The 23,662-nt window shown below is 47.0% G+C and carries 25 protein-coding genes; all 25 read right to left on the bottom strand.

Translation table 11 applies throughout. From position 1 onward, the window contains the following. Window positions 1-131 precede the first annotated feature (131 nt). Complete coding sequence (aroA, locus tag D5S11_RS12335; RefSeq protein ID WP_007409467.1) at window positions 132-1,418, bottom strand: 3-phosphoshikimate 1-carboxyvinyltransferase; 1,287 nt, start codon at window positions 1,416-1,418, stop codon at window positions 132-134. A gap of 11 nt (window positions 1,419-1,429) precedes the next feature. Further along, complete coding sequence (locus tag D5S11_RS12330) at window positions 1,430-2,545, bottom strand: prephenate dehydrogenase (protein ID WP_025284926.1); 1,116 nt, start codon at window positions 2,543-2,545, stop codon at window positions 1,430-1,432. Window positions 2,546-2,596: 51 nt separating this feature from the next. Further along, entirely contained in the window at window positions 2,597-3,679 is a 1,083-nt protein-coding gene (hisC, locus tag D5S11_RS12325; protein ID WP_007409465.1) for a histidinol-phosphate transaminase, read from the bottom strand. 11 nt (window positions 3,680-3,690) lie between these two features. After that, the gene (gene trpA, locus D5S11_RS12320) at window positions 3,691-4,488 is read right to left on the bottom strand and encodes a tryptophan synthase subunit alpha (protein ID WP_007612229.1); all 798 of its coding nucleotides are present in this window, start codon (window positions 4,486-4,488) and stop codon (window positions 3,691-3,693) included. After that, window positions 4,481-5,683, bottom strand: coding sequence for a tryptophan synthase subunit beta (trpB, locus tag D5S11_RS12315; RefSeq protein WP_085342149.1), 1,203 nt, complete (start codon window positions 5,681-5,683; stop codon window positions 4,481-4,483). Before trpB ends, trpA begins: the two co-directional genes overlap by 8 nt. Next, window positions 5,664-6,317 (bottom strand): phosphoribosylanthranilate isomerase, encoded by a 654-nt coding sequence (locus D5S11_RS12310; protein WP_085342150.1) that lies wholly within the window; start codon window positions 6,315-6,317, stop codon window positions 5,664-5,666. Before D5S11_RS12310 ends, trpB begins: the two co-directional genes overlap by 20 nt. A 4-nt stretch (window positions 6,318-6,321) precedes the next feature. Next, window positions 6,322-7,074 carry an indole-3-glycerol phosphate synthase TrpC gene (gene trpC, locus D5S11_RS12305; RefSeq protein ID WP_069007643.1) on the bottom strand — a complete coding sequence of 251 codons (753 nt, stop codon included), beginning with the start codon at window positions 7,072-7,074 and terminating at the stop codon, window positions 6,322-6,324. Then, entirely contained in the window at window positions 7,067-8,083 is a 1,017-nt protein-coding gene (trpD, locus tag D5S11_RS12300) for an anthranilate phosphoribosyltransferase (protein WP_069007644.1), read from the bottom strand. The genes trpC and trpD overlap by 8 nt, the downstream gene beginning before the upstream one ends. After that, entirely contained in the window at window positions 8,055-9,602 is a 1,548-nt protein-coding gene (gene trpE / locus D5S11_RS12295) for an anthranilate synthase component I (RefSeq protein ID WP_025284930.1), read from the bottom strand. The genes trpD and trpE overlap by 29 nt, the downstream gene beginning before the upstream one ends. A 223-nt stretch (window positions 9,603-9,825) precedes the next feature. After that, window positions 9,826-10,209: a chorismate mutase gene (aroH, locus tag D5S11_RS12290; protein ID WP_003153463.1), complete on the bottom strand. Its 384-nt coding sequence runs from the start codon at window positions 10,207-10,209 to the stop codon at window positions 9,826-9,828. After that, window positions 10,206-11,294, bottom strand: a complete 1,089-nt coding sequence (aroB, locus tag D5S11_RS12285) for a 3-dehydroquinate synthase (RefSeq protein WP_108724846.1) — start codon at window positions 11,292-11,294, stop codon at window positions 10,206-10,208. Before aroB ends, aroH begins: the two co-directional genes overlap by 4 nt. Then, entirely contained in the window at window positions 11,294-12,466 is a 1,173-nt protein-coding gene (gene aroC, locus D5S11_RS12280) for a chorismate synthase (RefSeq protein ID WP_003153459.1), read from the bottom strand. The genes aroB and aroC overlap by 1 nt, the downstream gene beginning before the upstream one ends. Window positions 12,467-12,537: 71 nt before the next feature. Next, window positions 12,538-13,308, bottom strand: a complete 771-nt coding sequence (locus D5S11_RS12275) for a protein-glutamate O-methyltransferase (protein ID WP_032866312.1) — start codon at window positions 13,306-13,308, stop codon at window positions 12,538-12,540. 189 nt (window positions 13,309-13,497) lie between these two features. Continuing rightward, a complete protein-coding gene (gene ndk, locus D5S11_RS12270) occupies window positions 13,498-13,944 on the bottom strand; it encodes a nucleoside-diphosphate kinase (RefSeq protein WP_012117865.1) in 447 nt (148 codons plus the stop codon). Between the two features lie 121 nt (window positions 13,945-14,065). Beyond that, the gene (gene hepT, locus D5S11_RS12265) at window positions 14,066-15,028 is read right to left on the bottom strand and encodes a heptaprenyl diphosphate synthase component II (RefSeq protein WP_003153454.1); all 963 of its coding nucleotides are present in this window, start codon (window positions 15,026-15,028) and stop codon (window positions 14,066-14,068) included. Between the two features lie 28 nt (window positions 15,029-15,056). After that, on the bottom strand, window positions 15,057-15,758 hold the full coding sequence (menG, locus tag D5S11_RS12260) for a demethylmenaquinone methyltransferase (RefSeq protein ID WP_003153453.1): 702 nt from the start codon (window positions 15,756-15,758) through the stop codon (window positions 15,057-15,059). A gap of 5 nt (window positions 15,759-15,763) precedes the next feature. Further along, window positions 15,764-16,519, bottom strand: coding sequence for a heptaprenyl diphosphate synthase component 1 (gene hepS / locus D5S11_RS12255; RefSeq protein WP_007409455.1), 756 nt, complete (start codon window positions 16,517-16,519; stop codon window positions 15,764-15,766). Window positions 16,520-16,675: 156 nt separating this feature from the next. Then, complete coding sequence (gene mtrB / locus D5S11_RS12250) at window positions 16,676-16,903, bottom strand: trp RNA-binding attenuation protein MtrB (protein WP_032866315.1); 228 nt, start codon at window positions 16,901-16,903, stop codon at window positions 16,676-16,678. A 20-nt stretch (window positions 16,904-16,923) separates the two neighbouring features. Next, window positions 16,924-17,496, bottom strand: a complete 573-nt coding sequence (gene folE, locus D5S11_RS12245) for a GTP cyclohydrolase I FolE (RefSeq protein ID WP_003153448.1) — start codon at window positions 17,494-17,496, stop codon at window positions 16,924-16,926. Between the two features lie 186 nt (window positions 17,497-17,682). Beyond that, the gene (hbs, locus tag D5S11_RS12240) at window positions 17,683-17,961 is read right to left on the bottom strand and encodes a non-specific DNA-binding protein Hbs (protein ID WP_003153447.1); all 279 of its coding nucleotides are present in this window, start codon (window positions 17,959-17,961) and stop codon (window positions 17,683-17,685) included. Between the two features lie 374 nt (window positions 17,962-18,335). Then, window positions 18,336-19,814 (bottom strand): stage IV sporulation protein A, encoded by a 1,479-nt coding sequence (gene spoIVA / locus D5S11_RS12235; RefSeq protein ID WP_007409454.1) that lies wholly within the window; start codon window positions 19,812-19,814, stop codon window positions 18,336-18,338. 185 nt (window positions 19,815-19,999) lie between these two features. Continuing rightward, complete coding sequence (locus tag D5S11_RS12230) at window positions 20,000-20,734, bottom strand: hypothetical protein (RefSeq protein WP_007409453.1); 735 nt, start codon at window positions 20,732-20,734, stop codon at window positions 20,000-20,002. Between the two features lie 19 nt (window positions 20,735-20,753). Beyond that, complete coding sequence (locus D5S11_RS12225) at window positions 20,754-20,957, bottom strand: DUF2768 domain-containing protein (protein ID WP_003153435.1); 204 nt, start codon at window positions 20,955-20,957, stop codon at window positions 20,754-20,756. 318 nt (window positions 20,958-21,275) lie between these two features. Further along, window positions 21,276-22,313, bottom strand: a complete 1,038-nt coding sequence (locus tag D5S11_RS12220) for an NAD(P)H-dependent glycerol-3-phosphate dehydrogenase (protein WP_003153434.1) — start codon at window positions 22,311-22,313, stop codon at window positions 21,276-21,278. 17 nt (window positions 22,314-22,330) lie between these two features. Then, entirely contained in the window at window positions 22,331-23,641 is a 1,311-nt protein-coding gene (gene der / locus D5S11_RS12215; RefSeq protein ID WP_003153433.1) for a ribosome biogenesis GTPase Der, read from the bottom strand. Between the last annotated feature and the right edge of the window lie 21 nt (window positions 23,642-23,662).

The following is a 23,662-nucleotide window of genomic DNA, read 5'->3' as shown; positions in this document are numbered from 1 at the left end:
CAGCGCAATTTGTTCCGGCTGTCTCTGTAACGAAAACGCATTCCCCCTTTCTGTTATTTTCTGTTTAAGACAAGCTATGTCAAAGCCCAAAGTTTTATGACACATGAAGAAAAAAGCCCGAAGAATCGTCTTCAGGCTTTTTTGGCTAATTGATCTAAATGCTCAAAAAATGTCGGATATGAGACATGGATTGCCTCAGTATCACAGATGTCAATCGGCTCTTCTGTCAGGCATGAAGCGACACCGAGCATCATGCCGATGCGGTGGTCACCGTGGCTTGACACATCGGCTCCGCCCGCAAGCGTTTTTTTGCCGTGTATTTTCATGCCGTCTTCAGTCGGTTCAATGTCTGCGCCGATTTTCCGGAGCTCTGATACGACGGTGTCGATCCGGTTCGTTTCCTTCACCTTCAGCTCCGCAGCGTCTTTAATGACAGTTGTGCCTTCAGCCTGCGTTGCCAAAAGGGCGATAATCGGGATCTCGTCAATTAAACGGGGAATGATTTCTCCGCCGATTTCTGCCGCTTTCAGAGCTGAGGTTTCAATAACCAGGTCTCCGTAAGGCTCTGCGCTGTCCGCTTCTGAAGGAATCACTTCAAGTGAAGCTCCCATTTGCTTTAAGACATCAATCATTCCCGTGCGTGTCGGGTTCAGGCCGACGTTTTTCAGCACAATCCGGCTTCCGGGAACGACAGCGCCTGCCGCGAGGAAAAAGGCCGCTGAAGAAATATCGCCGGGCACGAAAATATCAGCCCCCTGAAGCTTCTGACCGCCCGTTACGGAAGCGCTCGTCTCCGTTTCCGCAAGCTCGGCGCCAAAAGCGTTCAGCATCCGTTCCGTATGGTCTCTTGATTTATGAGGCTCAGTGACGGTCGTCGTCCCTTCAGCCTGCAATCCGGCAAGCAGCACGGCGGATTTGATCTGCGCGCTTGCAACAGGGGAGACGTAATCAATGCCTTTCAATTGTCCGCCTCTTACGGATAAAGGCGTAAATCCTCCGTCCGCTCTTCCGTCAATCGCGGCTCCCATCTGTTTTAAAGGCTCCGTCACCCTCTTCATCGGGCGCTTTGCAATACTTTCGTCGCCCGCTACCGTACTGTGAAATGGGCGTCCGGCTAAAATGCCGAGCATCAGGCGGATAGTCGTGCCGGAATTTCCGACATCAAGAAGGCTGTCAGGCTCACAAAGTGCGTCAATGCCCTTCCCGTATATCGTTACATCACTTCCGTTTTGTTCAATGGAGACACCCATTTTTCTGAAGCAGGCAATGGTGCTCAGACAATCGGCTCCGGGCAAAAAGTTTTTTACCGTTGTGGTTCCTTCCGCAAGCGCTCCGAACATAACAGAACGGTGGGAGATGGATTTATCCCCCGGAATATGAATTTCACCGTTTAAAGACGTCACTTTTTCTCTTTTCAATGTTTTCCACCTCAGTCAGCGTAAAATGTGTCATATTTGGCGCGGGATTGAATGCAGGTTTCCGCACGCTTCCGGTCATCATCAGTCTGGAAACTGATTCTGAGAATTCCGTTAATATCTTCTCTTGTTTCGATAATGCGGATGTTGGTGATACTGATTTTTTCTTCTGCCAATATCGCCGTAATTTCCGAAATGACCCCCGGATGATCGGGAACATCGACATAAAGGTCATAAAAGGACGGGATCGCTCCTTTTTGACGGAGCGGCAGACCGTCGCGATAATCTTTCGCTTTTTTAAAATATCCGAACAGGCTGTCCGCATCTTCATTTTCTACATAAGATTCGATCGTGTCAATCTCCCGTTTCCATTCTTTGAAGCGGTCAAGCAGTTTATCTTTGTTATGAAGAAGTATGTCCCTCCACATCGCCGGGCTGCTTGAGGCGATCCTGGTGATGTCCCGAAAACCGCCGGCTGCGAAACGTTTCAAAAACGGATAATCTTCTTCAGCATGATGAGCCTGATGTACGAGGCTTGCAGCAACGATATGAGGGAAATGGCTGATGACGCTCGTTACGCCGTCATGCTCCTCGGGGGTCATCTCCACAAAGTGGGCGTTTGCCGCTTTCAAGAGTTCCTTCAGATGCGTTACTGACTCTTTAGAAGTTGATTTTCCGGGTGTTAAAATATAAAACGCATTTTCGAATAAAAATTCTTTCGCGGCAGCGGCCCCGGATTTATGAGATCCCGCCATCGGATGGCCGCCGACAAATTGATAGTGAGCCGGAAGCACTTTGTCGGCGTAGCTGACGACTTTCTGTTTCGTGCTGCCCACATCCGTAATCAGGAGTTCATGGGTGATGTCTGATGCGGCCAGCACATCGAGCATTTTCAGCGTTTGGGCGACAGGCGTGGCGATAATGACAACAGACGCTTGCTGCGCCCCTTCCGTAAATGAGCCGGCCCGCTCGTCAATAATTCCGAGCTTCAGCGCGGCAGTGAGCTGTTCTTCCGAAATATCCACACCGATAATCCGTTTATGCGGATGCTCCTTTTTGATGGCCAATGCGATCGATCCGCCGATCAGCCCGATCCCCGCAAGCAATATAGTATCCTTCATTTCACTCATTTCCTTTTTCAACTATTTTAATAGAGCAAAGAGGTGATGCCTGATCACCTCTTATAATATTTCAGCTAAAATTGTGAGAATTTCCTCATTCTGCTCTTTCGTACCGACCGTAATCCTTAACGCTGTCGGAAATCCGAGCGCCTGTCCTGAGCGGACGATATATCCTTTTTCCAACAGGGCTTGGAACAGTTCATCCGCCGGGCGGTTAAAATCAATGAGCACAAAGTTGGTTTGTGAAGGATAACAAGTTAATCCGTGAGTTTCTGCAAAATCATAATACTGCTTAAGGCCTGCTTTATTTTTCTCGACGCATTCCTGAATAAATGTCTGGTCATCAAGCGCTGCCAGTGCCGAAGCCTGACCGATTCTGCTCGTATTGAACGGCTCTCTCGCCGGTTCAATCTGGCGGATCAGTGCTTCGTCCGCAATGCCGTATCCGACGCGCAGCGCGGCAAGTCCGTACGCTTTAGAGAAGGTGCGGAGGATCATAACATTCGGATATTGCTTTAAAAGCGGAATGCTTTCTGGGTAATCTTCCGCCGTAACATACTCGTAGTACGCTTCATCAAGTACAACGAGTATATGCTCGGGAACTCTGTTTAAAAAGGCAATTAGCTCTTGCTCAGAAGTATATGTCCCCGTCGGATTATTGGGGTTGCATACCCATATGATTTTCGTCTCGCCGTCAATTGCTTCCAGCATCCGGTCCAAATCATGAGCGCCGTCACTGCGGAGCGGAACCTCGCGCACCTCAGCGCCTTCAATCACCGCATTGTGTCTGTATTGCGGGAAAGTCGGGGCGGCGGTAATCGTGTTTGCCTGATCATTTAATAAAGAACGGCAGATAATCTGCACAAGCTCATCAGAGCCGTTGCCAAAAATGATCGAAGATTCACTGACCTGCAGATGCTCACTGAGCCGTGTTCTCAAAGCGGCACTGTAACCGTCGGGATACAGCGCAAGCTGCTCAATCTCCTGATGCAGCGCATCTTTAGCGGCCTGTGAACAGCCGAACGGATTTTCGTTAGAAGCGAGTTTTACTACTTTCTCAAGCCCGTATTCCATTTTCACTTCTTCTATTGGTTTGCCCGGCTGATACGGTTTCAGCTGCCGCAGCTGTTCTTTAATCTGCAAATCCAGTCACCTCATTTTACACTGTACAGTCGTCCGAACGTCTTTGCGTATTCTTCAAATTCAAGAAGCGCATCAGCTCTTGTTCCGGGATTCACAAGCTTTGTTTTAAGCTCTTCAACTTTTTTGACAAGCGCGCTGCCGACAACGACACCGTCAGATATTTCATTCATCCCGTCAACCTGTTTGCGGTTTGAAATGCCAAAACCGACAGCCACCGGAACAGAGCTGAATTCTTTCACCTTACGTATGAAAGAGTATACAGACGGGTCGAATTCGCTGCGTACGCCCGTCACTCCTAAAGAGGATACACAATACACAAAGCCGCAGGCCTGTTCAGTAATTATTTTCAACCGGTCTTCACTTGTCGGCGCAACCAGAGAGATATAAGCGATGTTCTCCTTTTTGCATGTCATTTGTAAAAGGGCGCTTTCCTCTAATGGAAGGTCGGGTACAAGCAGACCGTCTATGTCGTTTTCCCGCAGTAAAGCGAAAAAGTATTCTTTTTCTAATTGTAACACAGGATTATAATACGTAAAGAGGATAATTGGAATATGAACGCCGTTTTTTTTCATTTTGCCGCCAAGTTCAATTGCTTTTACGATATTCATTCCGTTTTCCAGAGCCCGTTTTGAAGCCCGTTGTATGACGGGTCCGTCCGCAAGCGGATCTGTGTAAGGAACGCCGATTTCAAGGGCAGAAGCGCCTGCATTCTGCAATGATATTGCCAGCTCAACAGAAATGTCAGGAAGCGGATCGCCAGCCGTAATAAAAGGGATAAATAATTTTTCAGAATCTCGCAGATTAAACATGTGTCTCCACCCCGTTTTCCAAAACATTCATCAGCGTATGAACGTCTTTATCTCCTCTTCCCGATAAACTGACGAGAATGATTTTGTCTTTATCCATGTCTTTTGCCATTTCAAACGCTTTTGCCAGGGCGTGGGCAGATTCAATAGCCGGAAGAATACCTTCTGTTTCAGAAAGCAGACGCAACGCGGCAATCGCTTCATCGTCTGTCACGCTTTCGTACGTTACACGGCCGCTTTTATGCAGATAGGCGTGCTCAGGGCCGATCCCCGGGTAATCAAGGCCGGCTGAAATGGAATACGGTTCGATAATCTGCCCGTATTCATCTTGTATTAAATAGGTCATTGAACCGTGAATCACCCCGAGCGTCCCTTTTGCGATCGTTGCCGCATGCAGCGGCGTATCAATTCCTTTTCCCGCCGCCTCGGCGCCGATCAGCTCAATATCTTCGTCTAAAAAGGCCTGAAATATGCCCATCGCATTGCTTCCGCCGCCGACACATGCAACAACCTTGTCCGGGAGCGTTCCTTCAACCCGGCGGAGCTGTTCTTTCGCTTCCTCGCCGATGATTTTCTGAAATTCGCGAACGATATACGGATACGGGTGCGGCCCCACTACAGAACCGATAAGGTAGAAATGATCTTCACAATGCTGGACCCAGTACCTGATCGCCTCATTCGTCGCATCTTTCAGCGTGCCGTTGCCGCTTGTGACCGGCACCACTTCCGCGCCGAGCAGTTTCATCCGGAATACGTTCAGCGACTGGCGTGCAACGTCTTCTTCACCCATAAAAACTGTACACGTAAAACCGAATTTTGCGGCGGCTGTCGCGGCAGCCACACCGTGCTGTCCCGCACCGGTTTCGGCGATGATTTTCGTTTTGCCCATCTTTTTGGCAAGCAGAATCTGGCCTAACGCGTTGTTAATTTTATGAGAGCCGGTATGGTTTAAATCTTCTCTTTTCAGATAGATTTTCGCCCCTCCCAAATACTCTGACACCCTGTCTGCGAACGTTAATGCGGTCGGTCTTCCGGAGTAATCAAACAATAGTTTTTTATATTCGGCATGAAAAACGGGATCATTCTTTAATTCTTTGAAAGCCGTTTCGATTTCCTCAAGGGGCCGCATCAATGTTTCAGGGACAAATTTGCCGCCGAATTCGCCGTATCTTCCGATTTCATTTGGATATGGATACATAGTGGTTCATCCTTTCTTCTAAAAGCCGGATCAGTGTTTGATCCTTTTGTCCGTTTTTTTCAATTCCGCTGGCAAGATCTATACCGCACGGACGCGATCTCAGTAAGCCGGTAATCGTTTCAGGATTAACGCCGCCCGCGATAAAACAGCGCTTGTTTGCATTTTGAGCCTGCTTTCGGTACAAGGGGACACGAGCCCATGAAAACGCGATTCCCGTGCCGCCTCTCATTCCTTTTACTGAAGAATCAATGACATATCCGTCGACAGCAGGTGCAAATTGAGCCATCTGACGAAGCGTCCCTTCCCCGTGATGGAGCGCTTTCCATATCTCCGAGCGCACAAGCGGACGGAGACGGAGGGCATCCTCAGGCGATTCATCACCGTGAAGCTGGATGGCGTCAAGTGCCAGATCAGAGGCGATTTGCGCGATGTTTTCTATCGTTTCATTTACAAATACTCCGGCATGTTTCTTGTCTGTCCGGACCTGCTCTTTCCATTTCCGGACCTCATCCGGCGTTACTCTCCGTTTGCTTGCGGCAAAAATAAATCCCAGATAATCCGCTCCTGAAGCTGCCGCAAGTTCGTAATCACGCTTCGATCGTATCCCGCAGTACTTTACCTCAGGCTTTTTCATATCATCACTCCCCGAACAGTCCGCGGATCGCCTTTTGCTGCGAATCCTCTCTCATTAAGGATTCTCCGACCAATACAGCCTGCGCCCCGTGCTTGTTGACGAATTGCAGGTCAGCCAAAGAACCGATGCCGCTTTCGCTGACCAGCAGGCAGCCGTCCGGCACAAGCTGCGCTATTTTTTCCGTTTGCGAAACAGAAGTACGGAACGTTTTTAAGTCCCGGTTGTTTATGCCGAGAATGTCCGGCTGAAACACTTGTAAAATCCGTTCAAGCACAGTTTCATCATGGACTTCAACGAGAACGTCCATGCCCTTCTCGCTGGCTTCCAGATAAAGCTCATGAAGCTCTGAAGGTTCCAGCGCTTCCCCGATCAGCAAAATGGCATCGGCGCCGATCCTGAACGATTCCTCCACCTGAAGGGAATCAATAATAAAATCTTTTCTCAGCACGGGAAGAGACACGGTTTGTTTAACATCTGTCAGAAATTGATTTCTCCCCTGAAAAAAACGGGTATCCGTGAGAACTGAAAGGGCGTCGGCTTTAGCCGCTTCATAATCCGCCGCAATCGTTTCCGGAACAAAATGCTCTTTAATCAATCCTTTAGACGGCGAAGCTTTTTTCACTTCGGCAATCAGCCCGATAAAACGGTTCGGGTCCAGGAGCGCTTTTTTAAAGGATCTCCGTTCAATTTGACAGGTTTCCGGCAGCACGATGGATTTGATTTCTTCTTTTTTCTGCTGAATGATTTGATCAAGCATACATTTCTTCCTCTTTCTGTTTCAGACGTTCGAGCTGCCTTTTGGCATCTCCGTTTTGAATCGCTTCTAAGGCGGTTTTCGTTCCTTCTTTCAGATCGTTTGCAAGACCTGCCGTATAAATGGCCGCGCCCGCATTTAAGGCGGTAATATGCAGAGCGGATGACGGAGCTTTATTTGCAAAAATATTCTGAATGAGGAGCGCGCTTTCTTCCGATGAACTCACTTGAATATCCTTTAGTGAACCTTCTGTAAAACCGAATTGTTCAGGTGAAACGGAATATTCCAGACGTTCACCGTTTTTCAGTTCAATGATATCGGTCGGTGCTGAGAGGGACAATTCATCTAATCCGTCACGGGCCGACACAAGCATGACGTGTCTGACATCAAATTGTTCCAGAGCGCTTGCCATCAAGCGCGCTTTATCAAATGAATAGACGCCGATCACCTGCCGCTTCACCTGCAGCGGGTTGCTGAGCGGGCCCAGCAGATTAAATACGGTTCGGAAGCCAAGCTCTTTTCTTGCGGCGGCGACGTGCTTCATTGACGAATGAAACAGCGGCGCAAACAAAAACCCCATTTGTTTCATTTCAATGCTGCGTTTAACGCTTTCTGGAGTGGCTTGAATGGGAACCCCCAGTTTTTCCAGCACATCCGCGCTGCCGCTTTTAGACGAAACGGAGCGATTTCCGTGCTTGGCAACTTTAGCTCCGGCAGCAGAAGCTGTAATCGCCGCTGCCGTGGATATGTTAAACGTAGAAATCCCGTCTCCGCCTGTTCCGCACGTATCAACGACATCCGCCAAGCCACCTGATGTCTGTGCCCGCGCCCGCATCACTTTTACAAATCCGGCAAGCTCCTCCGCCGTTTCACCTCGGTGGGCTAATACCGATAAAATCCCGCCGATCTCAGACTGCGACATGTCCCCGTTCATCATCATCTCCATCAGCTTTTCGGCTTCTCCAGTTTTCAGCGTACGGCCATTAACGCACGATTGCAGAAATTTGTTCATCCGTCTTCTCCTCCCCGCCAGAAAAGATGTCTTCTGCGATTTGAATCGTTTTTAAAAGCGCCCCCGCTTTGTTACAGCTTTCTTCATATTCGGCTTCCGGGACGGAATCGGCGACTATTCCCGCGCCCGCCTGCACCGACGCCGTACCGTTTTTGACACTCATGGTGCGGATGGTAATACACGAATCAATCGACCCGTCAAATCCGATATAAGCGATACATCCGCCGTAGGTTTCTCTGGAAGTCGGTTCTAATTCATTTAAAAGCTGCATCGCGCGGATTTTCGGAGCGCCCGTGAGTGTTCCTGCCGGGAATGCGGACATCAGCGCGTCAACGGGATGGACGCCCTGTTTTAAACGGCCGGTTACAACAGAGATGATGTGCATCACATGTGAAAAAGAAACGACCTTTGTGAATTCCGGAACGGCTACGGAACCGTACTCCGCAACTCTGCCGATGTCATTGCGCGCAAGATCGACGAGCATGTAATGTTCAGCTTTTTCTTTTTCGTCATTCATCAGCTCTTTTTTCAGGCGTTCATCCTCTTCTTTTCCGGCGCCCCTTCTTCTCGTTCCGGCAATCGGATGAATTTCCAGGTGCCTGTCATGCACGCGGATCAGACGTTCAGGCGAACTCCCGACAATGTCTCTGTCAGGCAGTTTGATATAGTACATATAAGGTGAAGGATTGACGATGCGGAGCACCCTGTACAGCTCAAATGAATGTTTGGATACCGGAATGTCAAACTTTTGCGAAAGCACCCCTTGAAAAATGTCTCCCGCTTTTATATATTCTTTCAGTTTATTGACGCCGGCCATAAACTCTTCTTTCGTATAATTGGATGTCACAGCGGCAAAACTTGGCGTGTCAAACGTTTCTTTAGAAAAAAACGGCTCTTTCATATCTTTCGATTCTGTCAAAATACCGATAAGCTTACGAAGCTCCGCGCAATTTTCTTTAAAAACGGCCCGCTTTTCTTCCTCCGTCTCCCGGCCGTTAAGCGCCGCATATTGAATGAAATGCACTTGTTTCGTTTCGTGGTCGTACGCGATGATTTTCCGGCAGACAAACAGCATACATTTTTCGAAATCTGTTACTTTCGCGTGGCTTGGCACGGAAGGCTCAATCAAAGGAATCATGTCATAGCTCAGATAACCGACCGCCCCTCCCGAAAATGGGATATCAAGCTCGGGTGTTTTAATGCGGAAGCTCTCATTCATCCAGTCAAGCACGGCTTTTAATTCTCCGGCTTCAAACAGCGTATGCCCATTTGGATCAGCGGCAGTGAATGTGTTATGACTCTCTTTAATCGTGATAAAAGGATCAAGGCCGATAAAAGAGTATCTCGACCAGCTTGACGACTCATCCTTGCTTTCTAAAAGATACGTAATGTTTCTGTCCAGTTTTTCAACCATCTGAATGGGTGTGATCGTGTCGACCGTAAAAGTCTCTGCGATTGGAATGGTGCGGTGTGTCAGACTGTCCTTTAAAAATAAAGAAACATCCGATTGTAAATTCATGATTCTCCTCCTTACGGTAAGGAGAATGAGATGAAGAGTGAGAGGAGTCTTGCGTATAAGAAATAAACCCAAAAGAAAGGCTTCTTTTGGGCAGAATAAAAACGTGTTTATCTCAGCTCAGCTAAACTCATTCTCTGCTACCCTATTCTAAACTCAACTGTTCAATGTCTTACTTACCAGCTCTATACACACTCTTGTGTATTTCTAAGCTTTGTTTATCGTATTACATGTCAGTATTTTTTGTCAATGATAAATCCGGCCTTAACACAACGGCTTTTTCTAAATAGACATGCTTGATTTCATCCTGAGGCGTATCCGTCTGAACCGTCATCAGGACACGGATACACTTTTGCAGAGCGCCGGTGACATCCATTTCCTGCATGCACGTCACCGGGACGTACTGCCACCCGGAAAGGCGGCGGACCGCTTTTGCCGGAAATACGGAATGGATATCAGGCGTGGCGGATAATAGGATCTGTACAACGTCTTCCGGCTTGCATCCATTTTGTTCAATGATTTTTTCAAGCAGCTGCTGTGTTTTTTCTAAAATTTCTTGTTCGGTGTCTTGTTCCACCGTTGTTGCTCCGCGAATGCCGCGTATCATCATGCTGTTTCCTCCATTCGCCATTTGTTCAGCAAATTTTCGAGCTCATCTTTTGAAAGCATGCAGTCCCGCGCTTCGCCTAATTCCTTTAACACGATGAACTGTGTCATGCCTCCGCGCGTTTTTTTATCATTCATCATCCGGGCGGAGAGAACCGGCGTTTCAATATCTTGTCTGATGCTTCCCGGGTAGCCGAGCCCAATCAGCCATTGTGTGAGTTCTTTCCTGTTCATCTTGCAACCCGCAACCTGTTCACTCACGTAAAGGGCAAACTGCATGCCGAGGGCGACCGCATCTCCATGTGTAATCCGTCCGTAGCCGTATTCCGCCTCAACGGCATGGCCGAGCGTATGGCCGAAATTCAGAAAAGCTCTTATCCCCTCTTCCTTTTCGTCCTCACGCACGACGGCCGATTTGATTGAAATTCCTTTATAAATCATTTCATTCAGCTCAGCGCTTGTCAGTCCTTGCAACGTGTCAAACGTGAGAAGTTTTTCTAAAAAAGCATAATCGGCGATAAACGCGTGTTTGATGACTTCAGCCATGCCCGATCTCAGCTCTTGTTCCGGCAGGGTTTTCAGAAGCTCCGTATCGTAAATCACCGCTTTCGGCTGATAAAACGCACCGATTAAGTTCTTTCCGAGTTTATGGTTGACGGCCACCTTGCCGCCGACCGCGCTGTCATGGGCAAGCAGTGTTGTCGGCATTTGAATGAAATCAATTCCGCGCATAAAAGTTGCTGCGCAAAAGCCGGCCAAATCACCCGTCACGCCGCCTCCGAAGGCGATCATACATGAGGAGCGGTCCATATGGAAAGCGATCGCTTTCGTTTGAATCCGTTCATACTCTTTTAGAGATTTCGCTTCTTCTCCGCTTGGAACGATCACTTTTTTCACGGGCCATGTTTCGTTTAAAAGCCGGAACATCTCATCACCGTAAAGCCGGTCAACTTCAGCATCGATGATGAGAAGGATCTTTGTCAGCGGCCTGTTCAGTGAAGACAAAAGGGCAGCGGCCTGTTTCCTTATACCTTCACCGATATACACGGGATATGCGGAGGAAGCTGTCCGAACCTCAAGCTCTTTCATCAGAATTCCCTCGATAATTTTTTCATGTTTTCAACATTTTCTTTAATTCGGTCGATCTGGTCAAGCCCGAATTGTTCTACGACGGCATTTGCGATTTCCCAGGCCACTGCTGCTTCAGCCACTACACTTGCTGCCGGAACCGCGCAGCTGTCTGAACGTTCAATGCTCGCTGTAAACGGTTCTTTCGTTTCAATGTCGACGCTTTTCAGCGGCTTGTACAAAGTAGGGATCGGTTTCATAACGCCGCGGACGACAATCGGCATTCCCGTCGTCATACCGCCTTCTAATCCTCCGAGCCTGTTTGTGGCGCGTGTATAGCCTTTCTCTTCATCCCATACGATTTCATCATGAACTTCACTGCCGTTTTTGCCGGCCGCTTCAAAACCGATGCCGAACTCTACGCCTTTAAACGCGTTAATCGACAGAACGGCAGCAGCGAGCTTGCTGTCCAGCTTACGGTCATAGTGGACATAGCTTCCGACACCGACCGGCATACCTTCGACGATCACTTCAACGATTCCGCCGATCGAGTCGCCGTTTGCCTTCGCTTCATCAATGGCTGCCATCATTTGACGGCCTGCTTCTTCATCGTAGCATCTGACCGGTGATTCTTCCGTTACCCGTTTGAGATCCTCAATGGATGTGTAATCGGTTTTCTCTGCTTTTACACTGCCGATTTGCAGGACATGTCCGGCGACTTTAATGCCAAGCTCAGCTAAAATCTTTTTAGCGACGGCTCCGGCAGCCACGCGAACCGTTGTCTCACGCGCGGAAGATCGTTCTAACACATTTCTCATATCACGGTGATTATACTTAATAGCACCGTTCAAATCTGCGTGTCCCGGTCTCGGTCTTGAAATCTGGCGTTTCATTTCACTTTCTTCTTCTTCTGTAATCGGTGCGGCGCCCATAATTTTTGTCCAGTGGGTCCAGTCTTTATTTTCTACAACGAGCGCGATCGGTGAACCGAGTGTCCGGGCATGCCGCACGCCGCTTGTGATCTTCGCTCTGTCCGTTTCAATCTGCATGCGGCGTCCGCGGCCGTGCCCTTTTTGACGTCTGGCAAGCTCAAAATTAATGTCTTCTTCAGTTATATAAAGCCCCGCAGGCACACCTTCTATAATTGTCGTCAGCTGCGGACCGTGTGATTCTCCGGCTGTTAAGTATCTCATTTCTTTCTTCTCCCTTCATCGCATTAACGCTTTTAAGTAAAACTATACCACAAGTTTTCATTAAATGTCTTCTATCTTTTTTGATAAAAAAATGTATCAGTGCTCTCAAGGCCGAATTTTTCCGGGCTGAAAATTTGTTCTGTACTGCCGACAAACAGAATTCCGTTCTTTTTCAGACTGCCCGCCATTTTCACATACAGCTCTTCTTTTGCTTTTTCAGTAAAATAAATAAAGACGTTGCGGCAGACGATCAGATCAAAATCCTGTTCATAGCTGTCGGCAAGCAGGTTGTGCCGCTTAAACCGGATGTTTTTCTGAATCTCTTGTTTTACTTGATAACTGTTGTCAGCCTGCTTAGTGAAATAACGGCTTTTCACGGAAGCCGGCACCTCTTGCAGCGAGCGTTCCTGATAGATGCCCCGCTTGGCTTTGCTTAGCGCCTTTTCATCAATATCTGTCGCCAATATATCAAATCCGGCCAGTCCCGTCTGCTGATTGAGAATCATCGCCAAAGTATAGGGCTCCTCTCCCGTTGAACAGGCCGCACTCCATATTTTTAACGGTTTGTTATGCTTTATTAATGGGAGAATTGAGGTTTCAAGAACTTCCCACCGTTTATAATTTCGGTAAAATTCAGAAACATTGATCGTCATTCTGTCCAATGTTTCGTTTAATAAAAGCTTGTCCTTTTCCAAAGCGGCGGCAAATTCCTGAAAATCTCTGAACCCCTTCTTTTCATAAAGGGACGTCAGCCGCCTTTTCATCTGTGCTTCTTTGTATAAAGATAAATCAACGCCGGTTATTTGTTTCCACTTGGTGATAAAAATGTCGTAAGGCTCCATTGCTTCTCTCCCAATCTCGCTGTCTTTTGTCCTAGTATAGCCTGTTTTCTGTCGAAATTGTACGATTTCAATAAAAAAATCAGCCCGCGGGCTGATTTGTGAGAAACGAAAAGACAGGGCAGCGCAGCCTCTGTCTTTCATAAATGATGTAAACCTTTTCATAATGCGAGAAAAAGAAAGGCTGACGGCTTAGTACACCCAGTCGGCCATTAATTTTTGATACGGTACAAGCTCTTCCTGTTTAAAGAAAATGTGAATTTCCCGCTCAGCGCTTTCTAAGGAGTCTGAACCGTGAATGATATTTTTGCCGACAAACATGCCGTAGTCACCGCGGATTGTGCCCGGCAGTGCATCTTTCGGGTTCGTTTTTCCGATCAGCTGTCTTGTGATCTCTACTACATTTTCCCCTTCCCATACCATTGCAAATACGGGTCCTGATGTAATGAATTCCACAAGCTCGCCGAAAAACGGCTTCCCTTTATGTTCAGCATAATGGGTTTCAGCCATCTGTTCTGAAACTTGCATTAGCTTGGCTCCTGCCAATTGTAAGCCCTTACGCTCAAATCTGGATAAAATCTCTCCGATCAGCTGGCGCTGTACGCCGTCCGGTTTTACCATGATAAAAGTTTTTTCCATAAGATTCTCCACCCCATCATTATGTATAGGCTTTCAAGTTGCACACCGAAATCGTAACATCTTTCTGACAATTAATCAATCCAGGGCGGAGAATGTTCACATCTTGTTCGTAAAAAGGAATTTAAAATTTCCGTTTGCCGATATATTTGGCGATGGCGGCCAATGATGAGCGCGCACGTCCTCTCGGCAGTGTATTCAGTTTTTCAAACGCTTTTTTTAAGTACCTGTCACTGACGGCCATTGATTTTTCAATCGCGTCTGTGCGTTTAATATTTTCAATAATGGGGGCGAGCTGCTCCTGTGTTGTTTCACTGTTAATTAATTTCAGCTGATTTTTCAATTCAGGCTGACGGAGCGCGTACAAAACGGGCAGAGTGACATTTCCTTGCAGCAGATCCCCTCCGACCGGTTTTCCCAGTTCCTCTTCCGTTGAGGTGAAATCAAGAATGTCGTCAATAATCTGATAGGACATGCCCACGTAATAACCGAACCAATATAATGCTTTGTGAATCTTCTCATCAGCTCCCGAAGCGATGGCGCCGAGCTGGCAGCTGACGGCAATGAGAAGAGCCGTTTTCCGTTTAATGCGGCGCAAATAGGTTCTGAGGTTTTGCTCCATATTGTATTTATCTCTGATCTGTTCAATTTCTCCGAGGCATACTTCTACGATGGTTTTGGACAGGATCCGGTGGGCTTTCGGCTCATCCAATCTCGTCATCATCTCAAGTGAGCCCGCAAGCATATAATCACCGGTATACATGGCGATGCGGTTGTCCCACTTGGCTTTGATGGTCGGTTTTCCCCTCCGCAGCTCGGCGTCATCAATGACGTCGTCATGCACGAGGGACGCCATATGAATCATTTCCAGCGTCACCGCAACATATTTTATTTTATTAATGTCATAGTCGCCGAACATGCCGGAAAGCAATACGAAAACAGGGCGGATCCGCTTGCCGCCCGCCTGGAGCAGGTGGAGCCCGGCTTCACTCAGCAAGGGATAGTCTGACCGCACCGTTTGCTCAAGCTCCCTTTCGATCACATCAATATCGTCATTTAAAAAAGAATAGGCCATTTTAAATTTCATATCATTCACCCAAACATCTGTATATTCATCATTTCCAACCGATATGCGTAGCAGCCACTCCGCCGGTAAACGAATGGTATTTGACATTCGTCAGGCCCGCTTCTTCAAACAGACGGGCAAGTTCTTTCATACCGGGAAATTCTCTTGCCGATTCTTGAAGCCAAGAATATTCTTTATAGCTCTTCGCAAACATTTTTCCGAAGAAAGGCATGATGTATTTAAAATAAAGAAAATATGCCTGTCTGAATCCGAACATTTCCGGCTGGGATGTTTCCAGACATACGACCTGTCCGCCCGGTTTGACGACCCGCCGCATTTCTTTCAGCACGGTCAGATAGTCGGGAACGTTCCGCAGCCCGAAGCCGATGGTGACAAAATCAAAAGAATCATCAGCGAAAGGAAGCTCCATCGCATTTCCGTGCAAAAGCTCAATTTGGCTGTAACCGCCCTCTTTCACTTTTTTCTCACCGATGCTCAGCATATTTTTGCTGAAATCCAGTCCTTTGATTTCGCCGCTTTTTCCGGCCGCTTCTGCGAGGGCAATCGTCCAGTCAGCAGTTCCGCAGCAGACATCAAGCGCTTTTGCGCCTTCTTTTACATTCATGATCTGCATCGTTTTATCGCGCCATTTTTTATGCTGCTGAAAACTGATAACAGAGTTCATTTGGTCATAATTTTTATAGATTTTTTCAAACACGCCGTGTACGCGCTGTTCTTTTGACTCCTGCATGTTGATTACCCTTCTTCCACTTTCTGATGATATGTTTTGTCCTGGCTGATCGCTTTAAGCCGGTTCAGCATTAGGTTTTGGATTGGTGAATTGAGCGGCAGCAGCGTTTCAATGCTTTGCTTTGCCTTTCGGAAGCTATCTTCCATTATGTCAGCCTTTGATTTTCCTGACTTTACAATATTGCCGATGACATCGAGAAATATAGCATTGCCGTTCATCAGCCGCTTATATACAAAAAAATCACTCGCCAGCTCTTTCCAGCGCGGAAGATTAAAGTGGTCTGACACTCTGTGAAACAGGGCCGCTTCCACAATCGCCATGCTTTCGATCAATTGATTCAAGTCATTGACAGACCGATCGTACAGACGGATTTTATGCTCATTGATTTCTTTAATTGCCGTAGCGAGCGTCCGAATCATATAGATATCCTTCATTTCAGATAAAAGCGAATAATACAGTCCGCTGAAATAGTCGCCGGCAAGCACGGTGAGCTGCCGGTTTTTATTTTCGTCTCGCTTTAACGCTCTGGCTGTTGTCACTTCATCGTGGGTATCAAGGGCGCTTTGGACAAGCATCGCAGTTACTATGTAATTTTCTCTGTCGTTGTTCTTAATGTCCGCCTCTTCAAACAAAGCGTGAAAAAGAAGAAGCTTATCCTCATCGATTTTAGGCGCAGAAATATGTTTCGCTAAATAAGGATGAGACAGCTTTTGTTTTAATTTCGTATTTAGATTCGCTAAAGTTCCGTAGATGTCTTGCAAAAATATCACCCTTGTCCCCAAATTCACATTTATTCTAATATGTATGAGATTTACTCGTCATTATTATACGCAGGTATCATTATAGCATAAAAAAAAGAAATTGGCTGTATTCTCCCGCCGTTTGCGGGCATTTGGCAAAAGCGGGAAACAGCCGGCTTATTTTTTTTCGCTCTTCATTTCTCCGTAAGCGGTCTGGATGAGGGCGTTGCCTCTCACTTTGATGGCAGAGGTATGCTCAGTAAACTGAGCGATAATCACTTCGCCTTTGTCCAGTTTTTCGGAATGGTGAAATTTCGTATCCGTTCCTCTCGTTAAACCGATGACGTTCACGCCGTCCTCGACCGCTTTAATGACGACAAAATCACTTGAATGCTTTGAATTCATATCTGCACCCTCTATCATTATTAATCCGCACGTTTAATATGTTCTAACACTTCGGAACGCGCCGCTGCGTCATCTTTAAAAATACCTCTTACAGCGGAAGTCACTGTTTTTGCACCCGGCTTTCTTACGCCCCTCATCGTCATGCACATATGCTCAGCTTCGACGACAACCATGACGCCGTGGGGATCTAAGGTCTCTACGATGCTTTCTGCAATCGTTGAAGTGATGCGCTCCTGCAGCTGCGGGCGTTTTGAGACGGCTTCCACCGCCCGCGCCAATTTACTCAGGCCTGTCACTTTGCCGCCGCGCGGAATGTAGGCAATATGCGCTTTTCCGTAAAAAGGAACAAGGTGATGTTCACACATGGAATGAAACGCGATATCTTTTACAAGAACAAGCTCCTCATGGTCTTCTCCGAAAACGGTTTTAAAGTGTTCTTTCGGGTCTTCGTTTAATCCCGAGAATACTTCCGCGTACATTTTTGCCACGCGTTTCGGCGTATCTAAAAGCCCTTCCCGGTCCGGGTCTTCTCCAATCGCCTCTAAAATCTGGCGAACCGCCTGTTCAATCTGTTCTTTATTAACTTCTTTCATTGTCTGTGTCCTCCACCATTGAATACATTTAATTTCGATTCTAGCACATTTGCCGCGCCAAAAGCAAAACGAAAGTCCTGCCCGGTGACCGAGGCTGCTTAAATATGAAAAGCCCCTTTATCAAGGGGCTTTTCTGTGAAGAAACAAAGTGTATGTATCAGATGCATACACGATCTATATTCACAATTATTTTCCTGCAACAGCGTCTTTAAGAGCTTTACCTGGTTTGAAAGCAGGTACCTTGCTTGCAGGGATTTCGATTTCTTCACCTGTTTGCGGGTTACGTCCTTTACGTGCAGAACGCTCGCGCACCTCAAAGTTACCGAAACCGATCAGTTGGATTTTATCACCGTTTTTAAGTGCATCTAAAATCGTATCAAAAACAGAATCAACTGCTTTTGTAGCGTCTTTTTTAGACAATTCGCTTGCTTCAGCAACCGCATTGATTAGTTCTGTCTTGTTCATGCCTTTCACCTCCTCCCAAAAGGGTATCAAATCAGCAGTTTATTATCATTTCTTCACAGTTCAGCCTGATTCTAAACCTGTCTGATAAAAAATCAAAGCAGGGAAGAACAGACAAGTAAACGGCTTTTCAAAAGAAAACAGACACTTTGAGGAATGTTTGTCCAACAAAGTGAAGATTTTCTGTATGTAGAGTAACACATATAAAAAGCCATATCAAGCATTTTAAAGCCTCAATCCCTTGCTCGTCAAGGTTTTCACGTGTTTCACCGAACAAATATTCCTTTTTTTGCTTTTTTCCTCCTAATCCTTGATTGATTTCCAGTATCTAAAAAGAATAAAAAAAGACCCCCCGTTTCAGGAAGAGGTCCTTCAGCTTACAAAATAATGGCGATCAGGCCGCCTGAGCCTTCGTTAATAATTCTCTCCAGCGTTTCTTTCAGTTTATATCTCGCATTTTCCGGCATGAGTGACAGTTTTGCGGAGATTCCTTCTCTTACGATAGAGCTCAATGATCTGCCGAAAATATCGGAGTTCCAGATAGAAAGCGGATCATCTTCAAAGTCCTGCATTAAGTAACGGACAAGTTCTTCACTTTGTTTTTCCGTCCCGATGATCGGCGCGAATTCACTTTCCACATCCACTTTGATCATATGAATGGACGGAGCGACCGCTTTGAGCCTTACTCCGAATCTTGATCCCTGTCTGATGATTTCCGGTTCATCAAGGCTCATATCGGCTAAGGCCGGGGCGGCAATGCCGTAGCCGGTCTGTTTCACCATTTTCAGCGCATCTGATACCTGATCATATTCTTTTTTCGCGTGGGCGAAGTCCTGCATTAATTCAAGCAGGTGGTCTTTCCCGCGGATTTCAACGCCGACCACTTCTTTTAAAATCTGGTCATATAAATGATCCGGCGCATACAAATCAATTTCTGCGACACCCTGGCCAAGTTCGATTCCGGCCAATCCGGCGCTTTCAATAAACTCAAATTCACTGAAGTGGCCGACAACCCGGTCGACATCGCGCAGGCGTTTAATATCTTTTACGGTTTCTTTCACTGATTCCTGGTAGCTCTCTCTGAGCCAGTGATTTTCTTTCAGCACCATGACCCAGCTCGGAAGGTTGACATTGACTTCCAGCACAGGGAACTCGTAAAGCGCTTCTCTGAGGACGCTTAACACATCTGTTTCCCGCATGCTTTCAACACTCATGGCGAGGACGGGAATATCATATTTCGCGCTTAATTCAGCTCTGAGCGCTTCTGTTTCCGGGTGGTACGGTTTTACCGAGTTGATGACCATAATAAACGGTTTGCCGACTTCCTTCAGCTCGTCGATGACTCTTTCTTCCGCTTCCACGTAATCGCCCCGCGCAATATCGCCGATTGAGCCGTCTGTCGTAATGACGACCCCGATTGTGGAGTGTTCCTGGATGACTTTTCTCGTACCGATTTCCGCTGCCTCATGAAAGGGAATCGGTTCTTCGTACCAAGGTGTATTGATCATTCTCGGGCCGTTTTCATCCTCATATCCCTTCGCCCCGGGAACCGTATATCCCACACAATCCACAAGACGGATGTTGACATCAAGTCCTTCCGCGACATGAACGGACATGGCTTGATTCGGGACAAATTTTGGTTCTGTGGTCATTATCGTTTTTCCTGCTGCGCTTTGCGGAAGCTCATCCTGCGCCCGCGCTCGATCGGCCTCATTGCTGATATTCGGGAGCACCACGAGCTCCATAAATTTTTTAATGAATGTAGATTTCCCTGTACGGACAGCGCCAACGACTCCTAAGTATATATCGCCCCCTGTTCGTTCAGCGATATCCTTGAAAATATCGACCTTTTCCAAGTGATCCCCTCCCGGACTTCCTATCCTTATCATTTTTCATTCACCATTCTCCAATCAAATACAGGACACTATATGTGTATGACGTTGTCCTATTTCAATATGACATCTTTAGAAAATTTTCAGGCAGTCTTTTCTATCAAAATCAAAAAAACCTTTCTCCCTATTTGTATGCGCGGGAAAAAGGTTCATTCCTGTTTCGTTTGACTTTCTAAAAAAACGGGTTCCTGTTTTTCATTTACGGTGTATGTGACTGAAAAGGCCGGGACGAAAGGAGTCTCTTTCCATAAAATATCTTGAATTTCCGCGCCCGGTTTGATTTTCTTTTTGTTTTCCTTCAGGCAGCGGGCGAGATCGACGCGATAGTCGGCATAGATTTCTCCGTCAGCGCCGATTAAAAGCGGCAGAGACGTGCCTGAAACCGGACTTTTGACTGAAGGAGAGTCTTTCATGCCGAGCTTTTTTTTATTTAAAGTGAAAAGCCCTTTTGAAACGGCGTCCTCATAGGGAGGATATGTATGCTTTTCCTGATACATTTTGACACGCAGCTTCATGTCGCGGATTGCTTCCGCCATTTGGAGATCGACCAGCTTGACGGTCGGCTTATTTTCCACATCGACAAGCACGTATTGGTACATTCCTCCGCTTTCATAAGCTGAGGCCGGCGGCTCCTCTATGTATCTGGGCGCGAGCCGCTTAAAATCTATCGGATATTTTTGATAGAGCGGTGTTTTCATATCTTTTGTCTGAATCGGCAGAAGTCCGCCGTTCGCCTTTTTAAATTCATCCACTGCCGCTTGCACCTGCTGAAGCTGATGTTTGTAAGATACTTTATTTTCAGTTTTTTCCGCTTCAGGGTACAGACAGCCGGACAGCAGAAGCACCGCCATTGCCGTTATGACGGCCATTTTTAACTTATGCATTCCGCGCCCCCTTTTTGCTTTATTCATTGACAGGCCCGCTGAAAACGACCATTAACACGATCAATCCCGAGATGACCATGCAGGCATAAGCGAGTGAAGAAACCGCTGCTTTTATCAGTTTGTTTTTCACTTTGTACCTGCTGACATAAATAGAGGCCACCGCAACAAACATTAATCCCATAGCACCAAGCGCAAACCACATTTTCATCAATGCCACACTCACGTTCGTGCCCCCCGTCCCATCATTGTAAGCGTTATATTTCATTTTAATATACAAATGTTGAAAAGATCAACAGGTTTTCCATCTATTGAAAAAACAAAAAAACTGAAGCAAAGAGGGGGACTTTGCTTCAGTCAAGTTGACTATATTCACCTGTACGTCTGAGATACACTCTCTTGGACTTCGATGCTATAGTATGCGCAGATGCATACGTCTGCATCCTCTTCTGCCTAAATCAGCAAATGTTTTAAGCGATTTCAGCCGGAGAGTTCTGCGTTTTGGACTTTCGTCACTTCAGAATATGCTGACGGCATGTTATTGTCACTTCACCCGGTTTTCGAATGTGTTGACCAAGTCTTCCATCTCATGGGTTTTCACTCTGGCCATTAAGGATTCTACGGCCGTTTCTACCTTCTGCCCGTTAAATAATACTTGGTGAAGCGCCTCTGTGATCGGCATTTTCACTTGGTATTTTTGAGACAGCTGATACGCAGCTTTCGTCGTCCGCACGCCTTCAACAACCATCCCCATCTTATCCAGGACAGCTTCCAGCTTGTATCCTTTGCCGAGCAGGTTGCCGGCGCGCCAGTTTCGGGAATGAACGCTTGTACACGTCACGATTAAATCGCCTACGCCGGTCAGGCCGGAAAAGGTGAGCGGATTTCCGCCCATCTTTGTGCCGAGTCTGGCGATTTCAGCAAGACCTCGGGTGATTAAGGCCGCTTTTGCATTATCTCCGTATCCCAATCCGTCTGTAATCCCCGCTGCAAGAGCGATGATATTCTTTAACGCTCCCCCTATTTCAACACCGATCATATCCGGATTGGTATAGACGCGGAAATGCTGGTTCATAAATAAATCCTGAACCGCTTCTGCAGCCTTGATATTTTTTGAAGATGATGTAACAGTCGTCGGGTGTCTTAATCCGACTTCCTCAGCGTGGCTCGGCCCTGAAAGCACGACGATGTCTTTTCTGTACTCCTCAGGCAGCTCCTCTTCCATTAATTCTGAAATGCGGAGAAGCGAATCCGGCTCAATTCCCTTGCTGACATGAACAAAAATCGATTGTTTCGGGATGTACGGCAGAGCCTTTTTCAGCACTTCCCGAATGGCTTTTGTCGGAACTGCCACAATGATGAAGTCAGCTCCTTTTAAAGCCTCGCTTAAATCAGCTGTACCGATGATAGAACTTGATAGCTCCACCCCCGGCAGGTAATCTTTGTTTTCATGCAGTTCGTTGATTTGATCGATCAATTCGGCACGGTGTCCCCACATCATGACTTGATGTCCGTTATCAGCCAGCACTAAAGAAAGTGCAGTGCCCCAGCTTCCCGCTCCAAGCATTGCCACTTTTTTCATCTCTGTATCACACCTTTTTATTTTCTTGCTCTTGCAAATATTTTAATTGGCGTACCTTCAAATCCGAAAGCGTCCCGGATTCGGTTTTCTAAAAAGCGTTCATAAGAAAAATGCATCAGTTCCGGATCGTTGACAAAAACAACGAAGCTCGGCGGCTTAACAGCGACTTGAGTCGCATAGTAAATTTTCAGACGGGAGCCGTTGTGCGTCGGAGTCGGATTCATGGCGACCGCATCCATGATGACATCATTTAAGACATTTGTCTGCACGCGGAGAGAGTGGTTTTCACTCGCTTTAATAATCGCAGGCATGAGTGTATGAATCCGCTTTGTCGTCAGTGCCGACATAAACAGCACCGGCGCATAATCGAGAAATTGGAAATGCTCCCGAATATTCTGTTCAAATTCTTTCATCGTGCGCTCGTCCTTATCAACGGCATCCCATTTGTTTACGATAATGACGACGGCTTTCCCGGCTTCATGGGCGTATCCGGCGATCCGCTTGTCCTGCTCAAGGATGCCTTCTTCTGCATTCAGCACAACGCCGACGACGTCTGAGCGGTCAATGGCTTTTAACGCCCGAAGCACACTGTATTTTTCTGTTGTTTCATATACTTTACCCTTTTTTCTCATTCCCGCCGTGTCAACGATTACAAATTCCTGCTGATTGTAGGTGAACGCCGTATCCACAGCGTCTCTAGTCGTTCCGGCTACGTTGCTCACGATAACCCGCTCTTCGCCGAGCATCGCATTGACAAGGGATGATTTTCCGACATTCGGGCGGCCGATCAGGCAGAATTGAACGACATCATCACTGTACTTCGTCTCCGGAATGTTTTTAAAATGCTCGGCACAAGCATCGAGCAAATCTCCCAATCCTAAACCGTGTGTGCCCGAAATCGGATACGGTTCTCCAAAGCCGAGCGCATAAAAGTCATAGATGTTCGCTCTCATTTCGGTATTATCTAATTTATTTACGGCTAATACGACCGGTTTTTTCGTCCGGTACAGTATTTTTGCCACTTCTTCATCCGCAGACGTCACACCTTCACGGCCGTTCACCATAAAGATGATCACATCAGCCTCGTCCATGGCGATTTCAGCCTGCTGGCGGATCTGTGTCAGAAACGGTTCGTCTCCGATATCAATTCCGCCCGTATCAATCAGGTTAAAATCATAATTCAGCCATTCCGCCGAACTGTATATCCGGTCCCGCGTCACTCCGGGGGTATCTTCTACTATTGAAATTCTTTCACCCGCAATCCGGTTAAAGATTGTGGATTTTCCCACATTCGGTCTTCCGACAATGGCTACGACAGGTTTACCCATAGTACCCTTCCTTTCAATCCA

The sequence above is a fragment of the Bacillus sp. L75 genome, from assembly GCF_003676355.1.
GTDB classification, from domain to species: domain Bacteria; phylum Bacillota; class Bacilli; order Bacillales; family Bacillaceae; genus Bacillus; species Bacillus velezensis.
This window is presented reverse-complemented; position numbering and strand designations above follow the sequence as displayed.